This window comes from Lacicoccus alkaliphilus DSM 16010, assembly GCF_900142805.1.
GTDB lineage: Bacteria > Bacillota > Bacilli > Staphylococcales > Salinicoccaceae > Lacicoccus > Lacicoccus alkaliphilus.
This window is the reverse complement of the sequence record NZ_FRCF01000002.1, coordinates 195,409-211,266: the sequence shown is the minus strand read 5'-3', so window position 1 is coordinate 211,266 and position 15,858 is coordinate 195,409. Positions and strand designations below refer to the sequence as shown.

15 protein-coding genes are annotated in these 15,858 nt (G+C 48.7%); 8 read left to right on the top strand and 7 right to left on the bottom strand.

Annotated elements, in window-relative coordinates:
- The first annotated feature begins 20 nt into the window (after positions 1 to 20).
- The gene (locus BUA12_RS01200; RefSeq protein ID WP_072707531.1) at positions 21 to 851 is read left to right on the top strand and encodes an SDR family NAD(P)-dependent oxidoreductase; all 831 of its coding nucleotides are present in this window, start codon (positions 21 to 23) and stop codon (positions 849 to 851) included.
- Positions 852 to 985: 134 nt separating this feature from the next.
- Positions 986 to 1,879 (top strand): RluA family pseudouridine synthase, encoded by an 894-nt coding sequence (locus BUA12_RS01195; protein ID WP_072707529.1) that lies wholly within the window; start codon positions 986 to 988, stop codon positions 1,877 to 1,879.
- Between the two features lie 124 nt (positions 1,880 to 2,003).
- On the opposite strand, the gene BUA12_RS01190 is transcribed toward BUA12_RS01195, so the two are convergent.
- Together BUA12_RS01190 and BUA12_RS01185 are read right to left on the bottom strand one after the other, a co-directional pair.
- Positions 2,004 to 2,468, bottom strand: coding sequence for a thioesterase family protein (locus BUA12_RS01190; protein WP_072707527.1), 465 nt, complete (start codon positions 2,466 to 2,468; stop codon positions 2,004 to 2,006).
- A gap of 64 nt (positions 2,469 to 2,532) precedes the next feature.
- The gene (locus tag BUA12_RS01185) at positions 2,533 to 3,093 is read right to left on the bottom strand and encodes a TetR/AcrR family transcriptional regulator C-terminal domain-containing protein (protein WP_072707525.1); all 561 of its coding nucleotides are present in this window, start codon (positions 3,091 to 3,093) and stop codon (positions 2,533 to 2,535) included.
- A 255-nt stretch (positions 3,094 to 3,348) separates the two neighbouring features.
- Between BUA12_RS01185 and BUA12_RS01180 the strand changes: the two genes are divergently transcribed.
- From BUA12_RS01180 to BUA12_RS01170, 3 genes are all read left to right on the top strand, one after another.
- A complete protein-coding gene (locus BUA12_RS01180) occupies positions 3,349 to 3,585 on the top strand; it encodes a C4-dicarboxylate ABC transporter (protein WP_072707523.1) in 237 nt (78 codons plus the stop codon).
- A 413-nt stretch (positions 3,586 to 3,998) separates the two neighbouring features.
- The gene (locus BUA12_RS01175; RefSeq protein ID WP_072707521.1) at positions 3,999 to 4,970 is read left to right on the top strand and encodes a sensor domain-containing diguanylate cyclase; all 972 of its coding nucleotides are present in this window, start codon (positions 3,999 to 4,001) and stop codon (positions 4,968 to 4,970) included.
- A gap of 196 nt (positions 4,971 to 5,166) precedes the next feature.
- Positions 5,167 to 5,589 carry a universal stress protein gene (locus BUA12_RS01170; protein ID WP_072707519.1) on the top strand — a complete coding sequence of 141 codons (423 nt, stop codon included), beginning with the start codon at positions 5,167 to 5,169 and terminating at the stop codon, positions 5,587 to 5,589.
- A gap of 78 nt (positions 5,590 to 5,667) precedes the next feature.
- Here BUA12_RS01170 and BUA12_RS01165 read toward each other — a convergent pair whose 3' ends face one another.
- The 3 genes from BUA12_RS01165 to BUA12_RS01155 form a co-directional block, all read right to left on the bottom strand.
- Positions 5,668 to 7,314: an alpha-keto acid decarboxylase family protein gene (locus tag BUA12_RS01165; protein WP_072707517.1), complete on the bottom strand. Its 1,647-nt coding sequence runs from the start codon at positions 7,312 to 7,314 to the stop codon at positions 5,668 to 5,670.
- 80 nt (positions 7,315 to 7,394) lie between these two features.
- A complete protein-coding gene (locus BUA12_RS01160) occupies positions 7,395 to 8,468 on the bottom strand; it encodes a C45 family autoproteolytic acyltransferase/hydrolase (RefSeq protein WP_072707515.1) in 1,074 nt (357 codons plus the stop codon).
- A 129-nt stretch (positions 8,469 to 8,597) separates the two neighbouring features.
- Positions 8,598 to 10,172, bottom strand: coding sequence for a flotillin family protein (locus BUA12_RS01155; protein WP_072707512.1), 1,575 nt, complete (start codon positions 10,170 to 10,172; stop codon positions 8,598 to 8,600).
- A gap of 227 nt (positions 10,173 to 10,399) precedes the next feature.
- Between BUA12_RS01155 and BUA12_RS13305 the strand changes: the two genes are divergently transcribed.
- Positions 10,400 to 10,879: a DUF378 domain-containing protein gene (locus BUA12_RS13305; RefSeq protein ID WP_084669804.1), complete on the top strand. Its 480-nt coding sequence runs from the start codon at positions 10,400 to 10,402 to the stop codon at positions 10,877 to 10,879.
- A gap of 153 nt (positions 10,880 to 11,032) precedes the next feature.
- On the opposite strand, the gene BUA12_RS01145 is transcribed toward BUA12_RS13305, so the two are convergent.
- Both BUA12_RS01145 and BUA12_RS01140 read right to left on the bottom strand, forming a co-directional pair.
- Entirely contained in the window at positions 11,033 to 12,217 is a 1,185-nt protein-coding gene (locus BUA12_RS01145) for an NAD(P)/FAD-dependent oxidoreductase (RefSeq protein ID WP_072707510.1), read from the bottom strand.
- Between the two features lie 98 nt (positions 12,218 to 12,315).
- Positions 12,316 to 13,194 (bottom strand): DMT family transporter, encoded by an 879-nt coding sequence (locus BUA12_RS01140; RefSeq protein WP_084669802.1) that lies wholly within the window; start codon positions 13,192 to 13,194, stop codon positions 12,316 to 12,318.
- 239 nt (positions 13,195 to 13,433) lie between these two features.
- On the opposite strand from BUA12_RS01140, the gene BUA12_RS01135 reads away from it, so the two are divergent.
- Positions 13,434 to 14,624, top strand: a complete 1,191-nt coding sequence (locus BUA12_RS01135) for a cation:proton antiporter (RefSeq protein ID WP_072707506.1) — start codon at positions 13,434 to 13,436, stop codon at positions 14,622 to 14,624.
- 147 nt (positions 14,625 to 14,771) lie between these two features.
- Positions 14,772 to 15,779 (top strand): NADP-dependent oxidoreductase, encoded by a 1,008-nt coding sequence (locus BUA12_RS01130; RefSeq protein ID WP_072707504.1) that lies wholly within the window; start codon positions 14,772 to 14,774, stop codon positions 15,777 to 15,779.
- Positions 15,780 to 15,858: the final 79 nt, after the last annotated feature.

Below are 15,858 nucleotides of genomic sequence, written 5' to 3'. Positions count from 1 at the left end.
ATCATAAGAAGGAGGGGCTTATGAAACGTTTATCTGAATGTACAGTGCTGATCACCGGATCGACAGACGGTCTCGGTAAGGCGGCAGCGGAATGGTTTGCAGGAAAAGGTGCGGAAGTGCTCCTGCATGGCAGAAACGAAGATAAAGGAAGACGTACGCTTGAGGATATAAAAGAGGCAACCGGTAATGAAGAGCTGGAGTATTACAACGGGGACTTCTCCTCCCTCCGGTCCGTCAGCCGGGCAGCCGAAGATATACGTTCCGGTGGAAAGCAGATTGATGTCCTGATCAACAACGCAGGCATCGGCGGCGGACCGAAGTCCGGCAGTGCGCGCAATACAAGCGAGGATGGCTTTGAACTAATCTGGGCGGTCAACTACCTCGCGCAGGTATTGTTCACAAGAAAATTGCTCCCTTTATTGAAAAAGGATGCCAGAATCGTAAATGTCGCTTCCATCGGGCAGGCCGAGCTGGATTTTGATGATTTGAATACGGAAAAGAGTTATGACGGCTTTCTTGCATATGCACGCAGTAAACTGGCGTTGATCATGTTCACTTTCGACCTTGCTGAAGAATTGAATGATGAAGGAATATCCGTCAATGCCCTCCACCCTGCGACACTGATGGACACGAATATGGTCGATGAACATTTCGGCAGTTCGCAGTCTTCGGTGGCACAGGGACAGGAGGCACTCGCATTTCTTGCAGCTTCTGCAGATTTGGAAGATGTGACGGGTGAGTTTTATGACGGGAAAAACCGTTCAAAAGTATTGATGCAGGCATACGAGCCAGAATCGAGGCAAAAGCTCCGGGAAATCACCGAAGATGGACTGAAGGAGTTCATGAAATAAGTTCAATTAGTAATCGAGGTCCCTAGTATAGTAGAATTGAATTATAATATCATGACCGACTGTGGAAGTATTGAACGCTTTCTCTTGTGAAGGAAACCGGTATTTGAAGGAAAATCGATATGGAGGAAGTAGGAATGAAAAAAAGAAACGTTATAAATAAGCCTGAAGCGGAATGGACAGTGGAAGAACCTGCGGCATTGCTCGAATATTTGTTTGAAAAGATGCCCTCACGCAGCCGGAAAGCAGTAAAAGGTATTCTGAGCCGTGGCCAGATCAGTGTAAACGGCGAAACAACGACCCAGTTTGACGATGCACTCAAACCGGGTGACCGTGTCGAGATGGAGACGCGCACCGGAAAGCATGATGCAAAGATCAGAGGCCTTAAAATCCTGCATGAAGATCAGGACATCATCGTGATCGATAAAGAAGCGGGTATCCTGTCCATCGCATCTGAAAAGGAAAATCAGATGACCGCCTACCGTCAGCTGTCTGATTATTTACAGAAGGTCCATCCTAAAAACCGCATTTTTGTCGTCCATCGTCTGGACCGGGACACTTCCGGGGTGATGATCTTCGCAAAAAATAAGCAGGTCCAGCAGAAGCTGCAGAACGACTGGGGCAGCATCGTGTCAGAACGCACGTATATCGCACTCGTGGAAGGCAAAGTCGAAAAAGGGGGCACGGTCACTTCATGGCTCTCGGAAAACAAGGCACTGATCATGCGCTCCAGCCAGAACCCTGAAAAAGGAAAAAAAGCCATCACACATTATAAAGTGCTGAGATCCAACAACCATTTTTCGCTGCTGCAGGTGAACCTGGAAACCGGGCGTAAAAATCAGGTCCGTGTGCACATGCAGGATATCGGCCACCCAATCGTCCGTGATAAGAAATACGGCGCACAGACCAACCCCATCAAAAGGATGGGACTCCATGCACAGGCCCTTGAATTCAAACACCCGGCGACAGATGAATATGTGCGATTCGAATCAAAAGCACCGGCTGCGTTTTCCCGCCTGTTCAAAAAATAGCCCCATACTCCGCTCCCGCGCGTTGCCGGTGGGCGGATATTTTTATGTCAGAAGTCAATAAAATCCTTCGCCAAAGATTTAATACAAAAAATTAGACTGCCGGTTCTTAAGCCGGCAGTCTTCTTCATCTTCTGATACCAATCATACGTCCGATTTCCTTCGGTGTTTCCATGGCCCCCTGGCCGTCATAATACGCTTTGACAGCCTGATCAAGCACTTCCGGGAACTCACCCGGCCGGCCGGTTTCAGTATCCATGCCCATATACATCACTTCATAAGTGGCACACTGCGTCCCCTCTTCATTATGGAGGCTCATGAAGACATGCATCCTCTTGGCATCAAAGTCGTAAATCCTGATTTTGATCGTGATTTCTTCACCCGCAAACACTTCTTTCTGATAAACGATATGATTCTCCAGGGTGAAAGTGGTGAAAGACAATGCCTTGACCTTCTCCCCATCAAGTCCGAGATGTTTCATCCATTCAAGCCCGGCGTCGCTGAAGGCGCGGCTGTACTGGCCGTCATTCATATGGCCGTTGTAATCGAGCCAGGATTCAGGCACCGTGGTGCGGTATTCATATAAACCCATAGTCATCTTCCTTTACAAGTATTATATCCACTGTACCATCAGTCCATGAAAATTTAAACGGCATTCACCCATCCGATGTCAGATCCAATATGGAGTTGGATATCAGGTAGACATAGGCTTCAAATACTTCACCGGCCGGGGTGGCCGGCTCCTCTGTGATCCATTTCTCGAGAATATAGACGAGCCCTGAAGCATGGTACATCTCAACCACTGTCTGTGTGAGTGCAGATAAATTCTCATCAAGGTTCAAACCGTGCTTATCGTACACTTTATTGTAGAACAGCTGCATCTTGTCCCTGAGGACCGCTTCGAAGGAATTCTGTCCGTGCACCTGGAATGCCTGCGCATAAAAATCCCGGTTCTTTTCAAAATAGCTGAAGATCATCTTCAGCGATTCCCTTTCCATATCCGCCTCCATCATCGTATGTATTGCCTGGAAAAGCTCCTCTTCAAGGATCACTGAAAACAATTCGTATTTGTCCAGAAAATGATTGTAGAATGTCGCCCGCTTCACACCGGCATTTTCAGCAATCATCTGTACGGTGATTTTTTCAAACGGATATTGCGGAAGCAACATTTTAAAACTTTCTATCAACAGCGGCCGTGCATTTTTCTGTTCTGTCATGCATTTCCCTCCCGGTATCGTCCAAACAATTGAATTCCTGTTTTTCATATGACAATTCATCCATCCTGTTCCCGAATCCCGACAAATCTAATCTGAATGTATTCAAATCTGCACACCTTCTCCGATACGTTTGTTAGGCATATGCCGGTAATGGTTAATTTATAAGTAGAAAGAAAGACAAAGGAAGGCGATCATTCAGATCACCCCCTGGACGTCTTCCTCCTGAAACTATTTCAATGGAAAGGTGGTAAATTCATGAGTGAACATACTGAAAGACAATCAGAAAACAGTCTGAACAACACGACAGGACTGTGGGTCGGATGGATTGGTATCATCCTCGGTTTGATCGGTTTCTTCTGGCAGCCGGTTTTCCTCGGTATCGCAGCGATCATCCTTGGGATCCTCGGTCTGTTCTCCCCTCAGAAAGCACTTAATGGCGTCGCTTTGGCAATAGGTGTCATCGCGCTTATATACGGCATAGCCATATTATAACCTGACATTCAAGATAAGACTTTAAGAGATGATTGATGACAGCCCGGCCTCTTTAAAGGTTCGGGCTGACTTTTTACATAGAAATCTTTTGGTGAGAGGTTTCATTTTGCATTATGATCCTCTGGTCCGTGTTGAATATATGGACACCCTCCAGGAAACTTAAAAACAACAAGGTGCATACAATTCTGAATAACCTTCATTTCATGATGAGCCATTTCATTCTTATAATCATGAATCATTCTATAATTCCTTACTAAAGCGAGTAAAGGTATATATCGATTTTCATGCTCCCCGAATGATCATCCATTCTTAATGAATGGCACTATATATACCGATTTACCAGTCCCCGCAATTGAATGTCTTTCGCAAGTAGATTAAACTGAAGAGACATAAAATTCCACAGGAGGCACATGATGCAAAGCGACACAGAGTACTCAAGAGAAGAATTGATCAAAGAAATCGATTCATTGAAAAGGTTGAACAAGGAGCTGCTGGATACATTCCATGAGACGGAGAGGCTGGAGTTCGGATGGACGGGCAACCTGGGACAGTGGTTCTGGGATTTCACGGTCAATGAAGTGACATACAACCCGATGAAGGCCACGGCGCTCGGCTATACGAAAGAAGAGCTGCCGGAGAAGGTGGCCTATGAATTTTTCACGGAAAAACTGCATCCGGACGATTACGAACCCGTCATGCAGATGATGCGGGACCACCTCGAAGGCAAAATACCGGTCTGGGAAGTGAGGTACCGCATCCGGGCGAAGGACGGTTCATGGAAAGTCTACCAGGACCGTGGGAAGGTCACGGAACGGACGGAGGACGGCGCACCTCTTTTCCTAAAAGGCATCGTGTTCGACGTGACTGAGGAGGAGCAGGAAAAAGCGCAGCTGAAGAGGAAGAACAGCAAACTGAGGAGCCAGATGAGGATGGATGCCCTGACTTCCCTGTATGCTCGGCAGAGCGTGCTTCTGGAGCTGTCCTACCTCAAGGAGAGGGAAGATCCCCAGTCCATCATCGTTCTTCGTATTGACGATTATGCAAAATATGAAGAGGAGCTCGGCGTCGTGATGAGCGAAAACATTTTAAAGACCGCAGGTGGCATCATCCGGAGTGCAGCCGGCGGGAATCATTTCGCGGGGCGCTACCGGGAAACGGTCTTTATGATCCTGCTTGATGATGTGCGTGAGGAAGAAGCTTATGCAATGGCTGAAGAAATACGTGAGACGGTCATGACCACCGTATTCGAAGTGCCCCGGGACATTACGGTCAGCGGCGGCGTCGCGGCGTACATACCCGGTGAAACGGTCAGCGAACTGCTCCAGACGGTCACGGAGAAGTTGGTCGCAGCCCAGCGTCAGGGCGGCAACCAGGTCATCAGGTGACCCGGGGATGCCCTGAAGTTCACTCTCCCCTGCAATGGACAAAAGCATTGGGATGTTAAGCACAGTACCCTTTTTATATTCGATTGATGTTTTACACCCCTTTTAAATGGAAATCTAATATAATGAATGGCATAATAACATGAAAAATGATAATTTCTTTTTATCAATATTTAAAGACTTGAAAGGATGTGGGCTTATGTACGGAAAAATTTTGCTGCCGTATGATTTTGGCAACACTTTCACCAACGTCCCGGAACAGTTGGTGAAACTGACCAATAAAAATCCAAATGCTGTCATCACCATATTCCATGTCATCTCGGAAAATGAAATGGCGGATAATGTGAAATATCACGGTAAACATTTTGATGACATCGAAAAAGGTAAAGTTGAGGAACTCAAGCCTTTCACCGACCAGCTTGACGAACTGGGATTGAATTATGAAATCGTTATAAGATCAGGGCGGGTCATCAACGAACTGTTGAATGAAATCAAGGAAAATGAGTATGAAGTCGTCATCATGAGCAACAAGCGTGCCAAAATGGAACTCAAGCATGTACTGGGGCATGTCACACATAAAGTGGCAAAACGCGTCAACACGCCTGTCATGATCATCAAATAACTTGTGCTCTTCTGTCTAAAGAAAATACTAAAAAACACCCTTTTTTCAAAGGGTGTTTTTTTCTCATTCAACGGACTTTTAATCATCTTTTGCGTGTTCCCTTAAATTATGCAGATAAAGCGGCGCATCCATCGGATCCGTGACGAAGAGTTCTATGACACTAGGCCCATTAAAGTCTTCCGCATTTTCAATCGCCTCCTCCAGCGCTCCGTTTGTAGTCACCCGGGCTTTGAACACTTCCGTGACACTGGAGAAAGTATCGACCAGCGACATGTAATCCCACACGGGCACATCATTATACTCTGCATAAGGCCTGTCCGTGTTCAAATACCGTTCAATCGTATAGCCCTGGTTGTTCAACAGGAATATGACGGGCTTATAGCCTTTTTCAATGATGGTGCTCAGCTCCTGGGCCGTGAACTGGAAGGCACCCTCCCCGATGAACAGCAGTACACGGCGGTCCCTAGCCGCCACCGAGGCTCCGAGTGCCGCCGGTGTGCCATAACCGATGCTCTGCCATGCACCATGGGATATGAACGTTGTGCCTTCGGGCAGCTTCACCTGGCTCATGCCGTAAGAAAGCGTCCCTGTATCAACGACGAGTATATCATTCTTTTTAAGCATCCTTTGGAAGCGCGGGTAATAAGACTCCGCCGCAATTTCCTCTTCCGGTCCGCCGGCTGTATCATCATAGATGGAAGGCGGCGTCTCCACTTCCCCTTCTCTCCGGTTTCCGGATTTCTGAAGTGCTTCCAGTGCATCTGCTGCATGGATGCCTTCATACTTCTCACCCGCGACCTCGACTGAATGTGGATGGATGATGATCATCTTTTCGGTGTCGAGTTTTGCAGTATATTTTGAAAGGTTGAAGTCGGACCAGAGCATACCGACTGCAATGATGCAGTCGGCTGCCTCGACGCTCTTCTGCACTTCAGGATCGCCGAAGGCGCCGCCGTACATGCCGATGTACTGGGGATGCTGTTCATTGAAACCACCCTTCCCCTGCATCATCTGTGCCACCGGCACATTGAGCGCCTCGGCAAGCGATTGCACCTCCGGCTCGAGATGAAAGCGCAATGTGTTGAAGTCGACAAGCATCACTGGTTGATCCGCCTCTTCCAGCTGCACCTTCGCTCGATCCACAGCCGCTTCAAGACTCTTTTCATCTGTCTCCTCTACTGCTTCGGCAGCTTTCACCTCTCCAACCGGTTCAGTCACCTGATCGATCGGAAAATCCAGATAGACCGGTTTCTTCTTCTTTTTTGCGATGCGGATCGCTTTTGGAATCTCGGTGCCTGCATTCTCCTTCGTCACTTTGACGGCATAGGCAGTGATGTGTTCATACATATGCCTGAACACTTCAAAATTACCGTCCATCAATGTGTGATGGACATGATCTCCAGCCTCCTGCGCATCGAGATCCGGGGAACCTGCAATGTGTACCAATGGGATGTTCTCACTGTATGCTCCGGCGATGGCGTTCGAAGCACTCAATTCACCGACCCCAAAAGTCGTGATCAGTGCCGCAAGGCCCTTCACCTGTGCATATCCATCTGCTGCATAACCCGCGTTCAGCTCATTTCGATTATCGATCAGATCGATGCCATCGTAATCTTCCAGTGTATCGAGCAGGGAAAAGTTGAAATCTCCCGGCACACCGAAAATTTCGGTGATGCCCTCCGCCTTCAAATGATCGAATAGAAATTCTCCAACGGTTTTTGTCATTAACCAACCACTCCTATCTTGAAATGCGTTAATTAAGTGTTCCCCATAAGGGGCCGGATTAATCAACGGCATAGGAAGAGTTATCCCAGCACCCTGCTTTCACGGGTCATGTCTTCCATATTCACGAACGGGCGGTCGAATTCGAGCAGGCCTTTAATCTGTTTCACATACACATCATCGCCGGCGAGCCATTTGCCGAAATCGAAGATGACCGGTGCGCGGCCCGGTCCCATGGCAAACCATGCCTTCAGTTCTTCCGGAAAATAAACTGAAGTGTGGATGGTTCCGGCCGAGGCATCATATTTGTTTGAAAATATACCGTGTGCCGGATCGTTCATCACCTTATATGACTCATAAGCATTGTCCGCACCCTGTTGGCGGGTCTCGATCCTTTCTTCACGTCCCCGTGTCTCCTCCTGGCGGTAGCGGTTTTCCTCGTTCAATATATGAAAATGATTCGTGCATACATTCGCTGCCCTCACCACGACCTTCCTCGGGGACGCTTCGACAACATATGACCTGCCGCTCGTATCCATGACGGGGTAGCTGAATGAATGCCTGTGCGGAATATCCTTCAGCATTTCCACCGCTTCATCGACATCTGCACAGTTTTCAAGGATCAGCCGGCCGATCATGTTACAAATGAAGCCATCATCCGATTTCTTGCTGTGGGTGAAATTATAACCCAGGACAAGACCTTTTTCGTTCATGCCGTCGATCCTTCCCGTGATCTGCATCGAAGGACCGATCACCGCATATCCGCCGTCGGTCGGCTGATAGAACATGTACCGGCCTTCATAACCTTTCGGATGGCTGTCGTAATTGCGGACCATGAAATCATCACCTGTATAAATCGAACAGCCGCTCGTGACATATTCAAGATAATACCCGCCGAACTGGCGGATCGCATCGGGTGCCTCCATCTCCAGCGCATCAGCAAGACCTTCGATCTCCTCCAACAACAACGGGGAGAATTTTTTCATGACTCCGGTGAATTCATCCTCATCAATTATGAAGTGCCGGTGCTGCCGGGGTTTCCACTGGCGCTCACGGTTCGTCAATATGGGCGAATCTTTCAGCATCATCCCCTGGTGATATCCGAAGTCATAATGCGTGCCCCTGAATTGGATGACATCGCTGTAATACTGTTTCATTATGCGTTCACTCCTGCTTTTTTCTTTCTATCAGTGTACGTCATTCAGCTTCCGAGGGGAAATTTACGGCCTGTAAATGCTCGCCCCGGTTATACGGCAATAAAAAAATGACTCCGCAGAGTCATTTTCTTAGTAACCTTTATAATCCTCATAATAATCATCGACCGGATCGCTGTCCGGACGGTCTTCAGCGGGCGGCTCCAGGCCGTCTTCCGTGCCCCCGGACTCATCGGCACTTTCGTCTTCGGAAGTGGATGGATCATGTGGTGTCGGTTCATCTTCCTCGATTTCCCTGTATTCCGCTTCACTCTGCTCCCCTGCAGAAGCGGATAAATTGTTCAGGAACCCTTCCAGATCGAACCCTGTCATCTGCCCCATGCTTTCCTGCAGCTTTGCCATTGTACCCGTGACCGTGTTCGGCAGCGAACTCATCTGTTCACCTTTACCGCTGTCCAGGATTCGGATGGATTCGACATTGCTTAAGGAGTCGCTCACGGCTCTTGCGAACTCAGGCATGATTTCGATCAGCTGTTCAAGAATGATGACGTCCTTATGTTCAGCCATCGCCTTGGCACGGCGCTCGATCGCTTCAGCTTCCGCAAGGCTCTTCTCCCGGATGACTTCCGCCTCAGCCTTACCTTCGGCCATGCGGGCTTCAGCCCTCGCCTCGGCCTCTTTGGTCTGTGCATAGTAATCCGCCTCAGCCTGCTGCCTTCTGATCGCGACCTGCTGGCGTTCCAGCTCGACGTCGTTTTCACGCTCCAGCTGACGGAGTTTCAAATCATTCTGTTTCTCCTGTTCGCGGATTTCAAGACGCTGCCTTTCGACTTCCAGGCGGCGTTCTTCCTCTTCAAGCTGACCTGCAGCCCTTGCAGCGGCATTTTCCTTCTCGGTCTCCGCCAGGATCCTCGCATCTTTCAAATCCTTCTCTTTACGGCTTTCTGCGATGTTCATCTCCCGCTTGTACTGTTCATTGGAGATGTCTTCATTATCTTTCGCCTGCTGGATTTCCGTTTCACGTCTGTTTTCGGACTCTGCGATTTCCGCTTCTTTCTTCACCCGCGCAATTTGCGGACGCCCGAGATTTTCAAGATAATTCTCATCATCCCGGAGATCGGATAAGCCGAGTGATGTGATTTTGAATCCCATCCTGTTCAGCTGGTCCTGAGCGATTTCACGCACCTGCTCATTGAAGCTCTCACGGTCCTTATTGATCTGCTCGACCGTCATCTTGGACAAAATCGCACGGAGGTTCGAGTTCAGGACCTCGGAAATCTCATGTTCGATATCCTCCTGGTCTTTGCCCAGGAACTGCTCTGCATATTTCACTATGCCGTCGAGATCATCCGCGACTTTGACCGTTGCCACGGCCTGGCCGTAAATGCCGACACCTTCCAATGTGTAGACCTTAGGTGTCGATATCTGCAGCTGGAATGACTTCAGTGACACCCGGGTCCCCGTCTGGAACAGTTTCAATCTGTGACCGCCGCCACGGATGACTTTCATGTAGCGGCCCTGATCATCTTTATAGATGTTGGTCTCCTTCGTCTCATCCCCAAGATTCGGACCTGTAACAATCAACGCTTCGTTGGAAGGCACCGTCCGGTATCTCGCTTTCATGAATAGATACCAGCCGACAGCGGCAATCAGCAGCACGGCCACAATCGCAATGACTATAATCAACGTACCCGTTATTTCAAACATATATAAACCCCTTTCCCTTTTTAAACATTCATTTCTTTAAGAGTTCCATAAATCACTGACCGAGTCAATGGATAACAAGGCTTTTACATCTTTTCAACCATAAATGAAAAGACTGGAGGAGATGGGTGCTTTCTGTCCTCGATCCTTAAAAATATATGCATTTTACGTTTAGCCCTTTTTTATAAGGGAATACTTTCAGTAGCATGAAATAACAAGGAGGAGACTTTATGAAAGCATTGGACATGATTGCTTTGGCACTCGTGATCATAGGTGGATTGAACTGGCTGCTTGTAGGGCTGTTCGAATTCGACCTTGTGGCATCAATCTTCGGAAGCCAGGAAGACATCGGGGCCAAAATAGTTTATATCCTGGTTGGTTTGGCAGCACTGTACTCCTTAAAATTCTTTGGTCTCATCAACGACCATCATGAGATCGCAGATCGTTCCAATAGAACGGCAGCTACAAGTACTACGGGCACGACGGATACAGGTACAACAGGTACAGGTACTACTGGTGCGACCGGTACTACTGGCGCAACTGATGCGACCGACACTACAAAAGGCGCTGACGCGAGAACCGCCGGTGTTTCCGATCGAGATGATACGGTTGACCCTACCAAAGGTTCCACAAAGAACAAAACTGTAGATGCTGATACACGTACCGGTGCCGATACAAGAGATGTCGACGACCTGACGGACAAAAGATAAGCAGCATCATATCTATTCACAAAACGATTCATATATTAAAAGTCCTGTTCAGAAAGGTTTCTGAACAGGACTTTTAATATATGGCACTTTTTTATGCAAGGTACGATCGATTAAAAAGATGACTGCCGATCGGCAGTCATCTTTTTGACTCGTCTATGCCTTTCCGTTTAACAGTCCGTACCAGTACATGAACGGCAGCATATTCTTCTTGAACTGGTAGAACAGTTTCTTATCATCGGACTGATCCAGGAAAGTGGTTTCCTTCGGTATGTTGTCATAACCGAATTCCGCCAGGATCAACTCTCCGTACTCTGTAGCGACCGGACATGCCGTTTTGCCTTCATATATATGGCTCGGGTCTTTGTCCTCCATGCGTTCAATGAGATTATCGACAAGGATTTTGTATTGTTCCCTGACTGCAGCACCCATCTTCACCGTCGGCAGGCTGGCGGCGTCCCCGAGTGAAAATACAGTCGTGTAAGTGTTGTGCATCATGGTGTGCTTATCTACATCCACCCAGCCCCCGTCATCAAGCAGCCCGGATCCATTCAATGCGGCCGGTCCATGCATCGGCGGTGTGATGACCAGCATCTCAAACGGCACCGTATGCCGCTCTCCTGTTTCATGGTTTTTGAACACCGCTTCTTTCTCCTCACCCCGGACTTCAACCAGTTCCTCATTCAGTTTATAATCGATGTTTTTTGCTTCCAGCTGCTCTTTCAGGCTGTCACTGTATTTCTTCACCTCGAATATTTCAGCACGGCCCGACCTGAAGACAATATTGGCCTCACGATCATGTTTCTTAATGTAATCATCCATGGTGAATATCGAGTTTTCAGCTGAAACTCCACCTTTGATTTTTGACCGGGGTCTTGATACCACTATATTCCCCGTCATCGTATTTTTGAGCGATTCATACGTGTACCCTGTCAAATTGTACAGGTAGTTTGTAGTGACGCCGTTTTTACCGAGTGCGGCCTTAGCCCCCTTGATCGAGTCAAAATCCAATTCAAGGCCCATCGCCACCACCATGAAGTCGTAGCTGACCGTCGTCCCCCCTGCTGTCACTTCCCGTTTGACGGGATCAACACTGTCCACAAACGCCTTCATCCATCTGGCGCCTTTCGGTATCACTTTTTCCGTCGGTTTCTTCGTCGATTCGGGCTTCATTTCCCCGCTCCCGACAAGCGGCCAGCCCGGCTGGAAGAAGTGATACTCACTCGGTTCTATGATGAGGACTTCATTTTTCAGATCTTTTTTCTTGCTTAATATGCTGCTTGCGGTGGAAATCCCGCCGGCACCGCCCCCAAGTATGATCAAGCGAAAATGTCTTTTCATTCGTGCACCTCCGTTAAGATAAAACTTCTTATCTTAACTTCAATACCCTTATACCATAAAAATCATTCGTATTTACAGACTGTCATAGTGTAATCGGGTCATGTTTTCACATGTTTCCCCCGCCCCTGACTCTTCAGGAAGATATAGACGCCGCCCAGTACAATCACTCCGCCCACAAGCTGAAGGGGCCCCAGAGTTTCTGAAAGTATGAAGAAGGCGAGTATGGAGGCCCCCACCGGTTCGAGCAGCATTGCCATCGACACGGTGGTGGGGCTGACTTCATATAATAAGTAGTTGAATATGACGTGTGCAATCGTCGGGAAAATCGCGAGCAGCACGAATAACAGCCACTCTCCTGGCGGATATTCAAACAGTTCGGTATTTGTGATGATGTTGTAGGTCAACAGGAACACCCCGGCGATGCTGAAGACGAGGAAACTGTAAACCCAGTGCTTCAGGCTGCGCACTGCATTCTGCCCGATCATGAAGTAGCAGACGACCGCCACTGCTCCCAGGAACGAGAGGAAGTTCCCCGTGATGGCACTCAGGTCCGTAAGGCTGAAATCCCCCCAGCTGATGAGGACGACCCCGAGGAAGGAGACGAACACTGAAACCGCCACTCTGGCACTCACCTTTTCCCTGTACACCAGGTAGGCCCCGACCATCGCGATGATCGGCTGCAGCGCGAGGATGACCGTCGAACTTGCGACGGATGTCAGGTGCAGGGATTCGAACCAGAAGCCGAAATGCATGGCGAGGAACAAGCCTGCAATGATTAAAGCGCCCCACTCCCTTGCAGTCAGCTTAAGTAACTCGCGCCTGTATTTATAGACGACAGGTGCCAGCAGGAGACTTGCAAAAAACATCCTGTACATACTGATGATGCTTGCCGGCGCCCCGGACAGTTTCACGAATATGGCAGCGAACGCAATGCAGATGACGGAAATGGCGAGTAAGACGAGCACTGATTTTTTCAATATGTATTCCGGCCTCCTTCCGGGCATGATCTTCTTTTAATATAATGGCATTCTTTACATACAATCATACCAGAGTGTGATTGTATTTTGTGAACACTCTCCCCGGCCTTTTCAATGATGAACTGACCACCTGGAAATCTCATTAAAGGATGGTTGTGCAGTCCTCGGGGAGATGTGAAGGGTTTATGTAAAACTGACGAGGGAATTGAAAGTTAACTATACACAGGGGGGGTGTCGTCTTGTCCGCTTCACAGATGATACTGCTTTTATTGATCGGTTATATTGTTTTTACCATCGATAAAAAGCAAGAGAACTTTCCGGTACCGGTCATTTTAGTGCTGTGTGGTGTCAGTCTGCACTTCATGCCCTACTTTTCTTCAATTGAAGTGACGGAGAGCATGGTTTACCATGTGTTTCTTCCGGCGCTGCTGTTCACCGCCGCCTATCAGTTCCCGGCAGAAGGCTTCAGAAAAAATGCCGGCATCATCACTTTCCTCGCCACCGTCGGAATAATCTTGACAGTGGCACTGCTCGGCGCACTGATATATGTATTGAGCGGCCCCTTCGTTTCCATATCGTTCCTCGGCGCGCTTCTGATTGCATCAATCCTCACACCAACCGATCCGGTGTCCGTCACATCAATCATCAAAAGCGCTTCCGGTGATATGAAGGTGGTCGAAGTGGTCGAGGGTGAATCGTTGATCAATGACGGCACGAGCATCGTCATTTTCAGTACACTCGCCGGCATGTTCACCGGGAGCGAATCGGTCAGTATCTTATCATTTTTTTGGGAATTCCTCCTTGTTTCATTGGGAGGGACATTGCTTGGTCTCGCATTGGGATGGCTGATGGGCAAAGCCGTACATCTCACCCATCACAAGCAATATCAAGTGATGTTGAGTATCATATTGGCTTATGGCACCTTCAACCTGGCTGAAGCCATCGGTGTATCCGGTGTGCTCGCAACAGTTTTTGCAGGCATCATGCTGTCCTTCGAATATGGGCGGGCCACCAGGGAAGATCACTTCAGGGAGGCGCTGGATGGCTTTTGGGGCATCGCTGAACTGTCGATACTTTCACTGCTTTTCCTGTTGATTGGCGTTCAGGCGGCCAAATTCCTTGTCTTTGACGGATGGGGGTTTGCATTCATCATCTTTGCCCTTGCCCTGCTCGTCCGTTTCATCATCATTACAACCACCACTCAATTATTTCCGCACTGGCGCCGGCATATCAGTTGGCGGGAATCGGTGTTGATTTCATGGTCGGGCCTTAAGGGTTCCATGTCCGTTTATCTCATATTGAGCCTCTATGCCCAAAGCAGTCCAGGAGATGCCGAACTGATCATTTCCCTCTCATTTGCCGCTGTTTTGTTGTCACTCGGCATTCAAAGTCTTGGTGTATCACCGCTATCCAGGAAATTGATGAAATGATGTTTTTTTGAAATCAATGGTTTTTACCGTATGAACCGACCTGGAGTCATGAGGACCCTCCATGATGTAACTGAATCCATTATTTGAATCTCGTGCATACCGGGTAAGGGAGAAGTGAACCATTTCATTACACTGAGGAGGATTATCTTGAAGAATGAACAAATTGTTTTGGCAGAGCACCCGGACGGGGTGCCCGGCGACGAGGTTTTCAGATATGAGGAAGTTGAGACGGGCTCACCCGGTGACGGGGAACTGCTGATAGAAAGTGTCTATATATCAGTCGATCCGTACATGCGCGGACGGATGAACGATGCGAAATCATATGTTGAACCATTTAAGATTGATGCACCGCTGGCCGGCCACATCATCGGCAAAGTCGTCGAATCCAATGCGGACGGTTTTGAAAACGGGGATGTCGTGACAGGTGCCCTGCCGTGGAAGAAATTCATTACCGTCTCGGGTGATGCGGTCAATAAAGTGCCGTCGACGGAAGTGCCGCTGTATCTATACCTCAGCACACTCGGCATGCCGGGGCACACCGCATACGGTGGTCTACTGAATATAGGAAAGCCACAGGAAGGTGAAACCGTCGTCGTCTCTGCAGCATCGGGCGCCGTGGGGTCCGTCGTCGGACAGATCGCCAAAATCAAAGGTGCAAGGGTCGTCGGGATTGCAGGCGGTCCTGAAAAAGTGAAGCACCTCACCGACAATCTCGGGTTCGATGAAGGTGTGGACTACAAGGCCGATGATTATGCCGAAAGGCTTGCTGAAGCGGTGCCTGATGGAATCGATGTGTATTTTGAAAATGTCGGCGGCCCGGTGTCGGATGAAGTGTTCAACCATTTGAACCGTTTTGCCAGAATACCCGTGTGCGGTGCAATTTCAGCCTACAACAGTAAAGAGGACAACGGGCCGCGCGTACAGGCCAAACTGGTGAAATCCCAAGCCCTGATGCAGGGATTCCTCGTCGGCCAATTCAAGGATGAGGCTAAAGAGGCCAGCGAGCAGCTCGCAAAATGGATAGAAGAAGGGAAGATCAAATCCGAAGTGTCCATTGAGGCAGGCTTCGATAAGCTGCCGAAAGCATTCAGGAATCTTTTCACCGGGGACAACCTCGGCAAACAGATCGTCAAAGTGTCGGATGCACTGGATTAAAACAGCTGAACACTTTTAAAAGTTCTGATCAAATTTAAACCCACCAGTCTGCACTGGTGGGTTTACTTGTTGCATATCT

Excerpts from the sequence above, each read along its gene's own strand:
- BUA12_RS01180 (WP_072707523.1), top strand. The coding sequence starts at position 3,349 with ATGAGTGAACATACTGAAAGACAATCAGAAAACAGTCTGAACAACACG.
- BUA12_RS01155 (WP_072707512.1), bottom strand. The coding sequence starts at position 10,172 with ATGTTTGAAATAACGGGTACGTTGATTATAGTCATTGCGATTGTGGCC.
- BUA12_RS01200 (WP_072707531.1), top strand. The coding sequence starts at position 21 with ATGAAACGTTTATCTGAATGTACAGTGCTGATCACCGGATCGACAGAC.
- BUA12_RS01175 (WP_072707521.1), top strand. The coding sequence starts at position 3,999 with ATGCAAAGCGACACAGAGTACTCAAGAGAAGAATTGATCAAAGAAATC.
- BUA12_RS01185 (WP_072707525.1), bottom strand. The coding sequence starts at position 3,093 with ATGACAGAACAGAAAAATGCACGGCCGCTGTTGATAGAAAGTTTTAAA.
- BUA12_RS01170 (WP_072707519.1), top strand. The coding sequence starts at position 5,167 with ATGTACGGAAAAATTTTGCTGCCGTATGATTTTGGCAACACTTTCACC.
- BUA12_RS01165 (WP_072707517.1), bottom strand. The coding sequence starts at position 7,314 with ATGACAAAAACCGTTGGAGAATTTCTATTCGATCATTTGAAGGCGGAG.
- BUA12_RS01145 (WP_072707510.1), bottom strand. The coding sequence starts at position 12,217 with ATGAAAAGACATTTTCGCTTGATCATACTTGGGGGCGGTGCCGGCGGG.
- BUA12_RS01195 (WP_072707529.1), top strand. The coding sequence starts at position 986 with ATGAAAAAAAGAAACGTTATAAATAAGCCTGAAGCGGAATGGACAGTG.
- BUA12_RS13305 (WP_084669804.1), top strand. The coding sequence starts at position 10,400 with ATGAAAGCATTGGACATGATTGCTTTGGCACTCGTGATCATAGGTGGA.
- BUA12_RS01190 (WP_072707527.1), bottom strand. The coding sequence starts at position 2,468 with ATGGGTTTATATGAATACCGCACCACGGTGCCTGAATCCTGGCTCGAT.
- BUA12_RS01160 (WP_072707515.1), bottom strand. The coding sequence starts at position 8,468 with ATGAAACAGTATTACAGCGATGTCATCCAATTCAGGGGCACGCATTAT.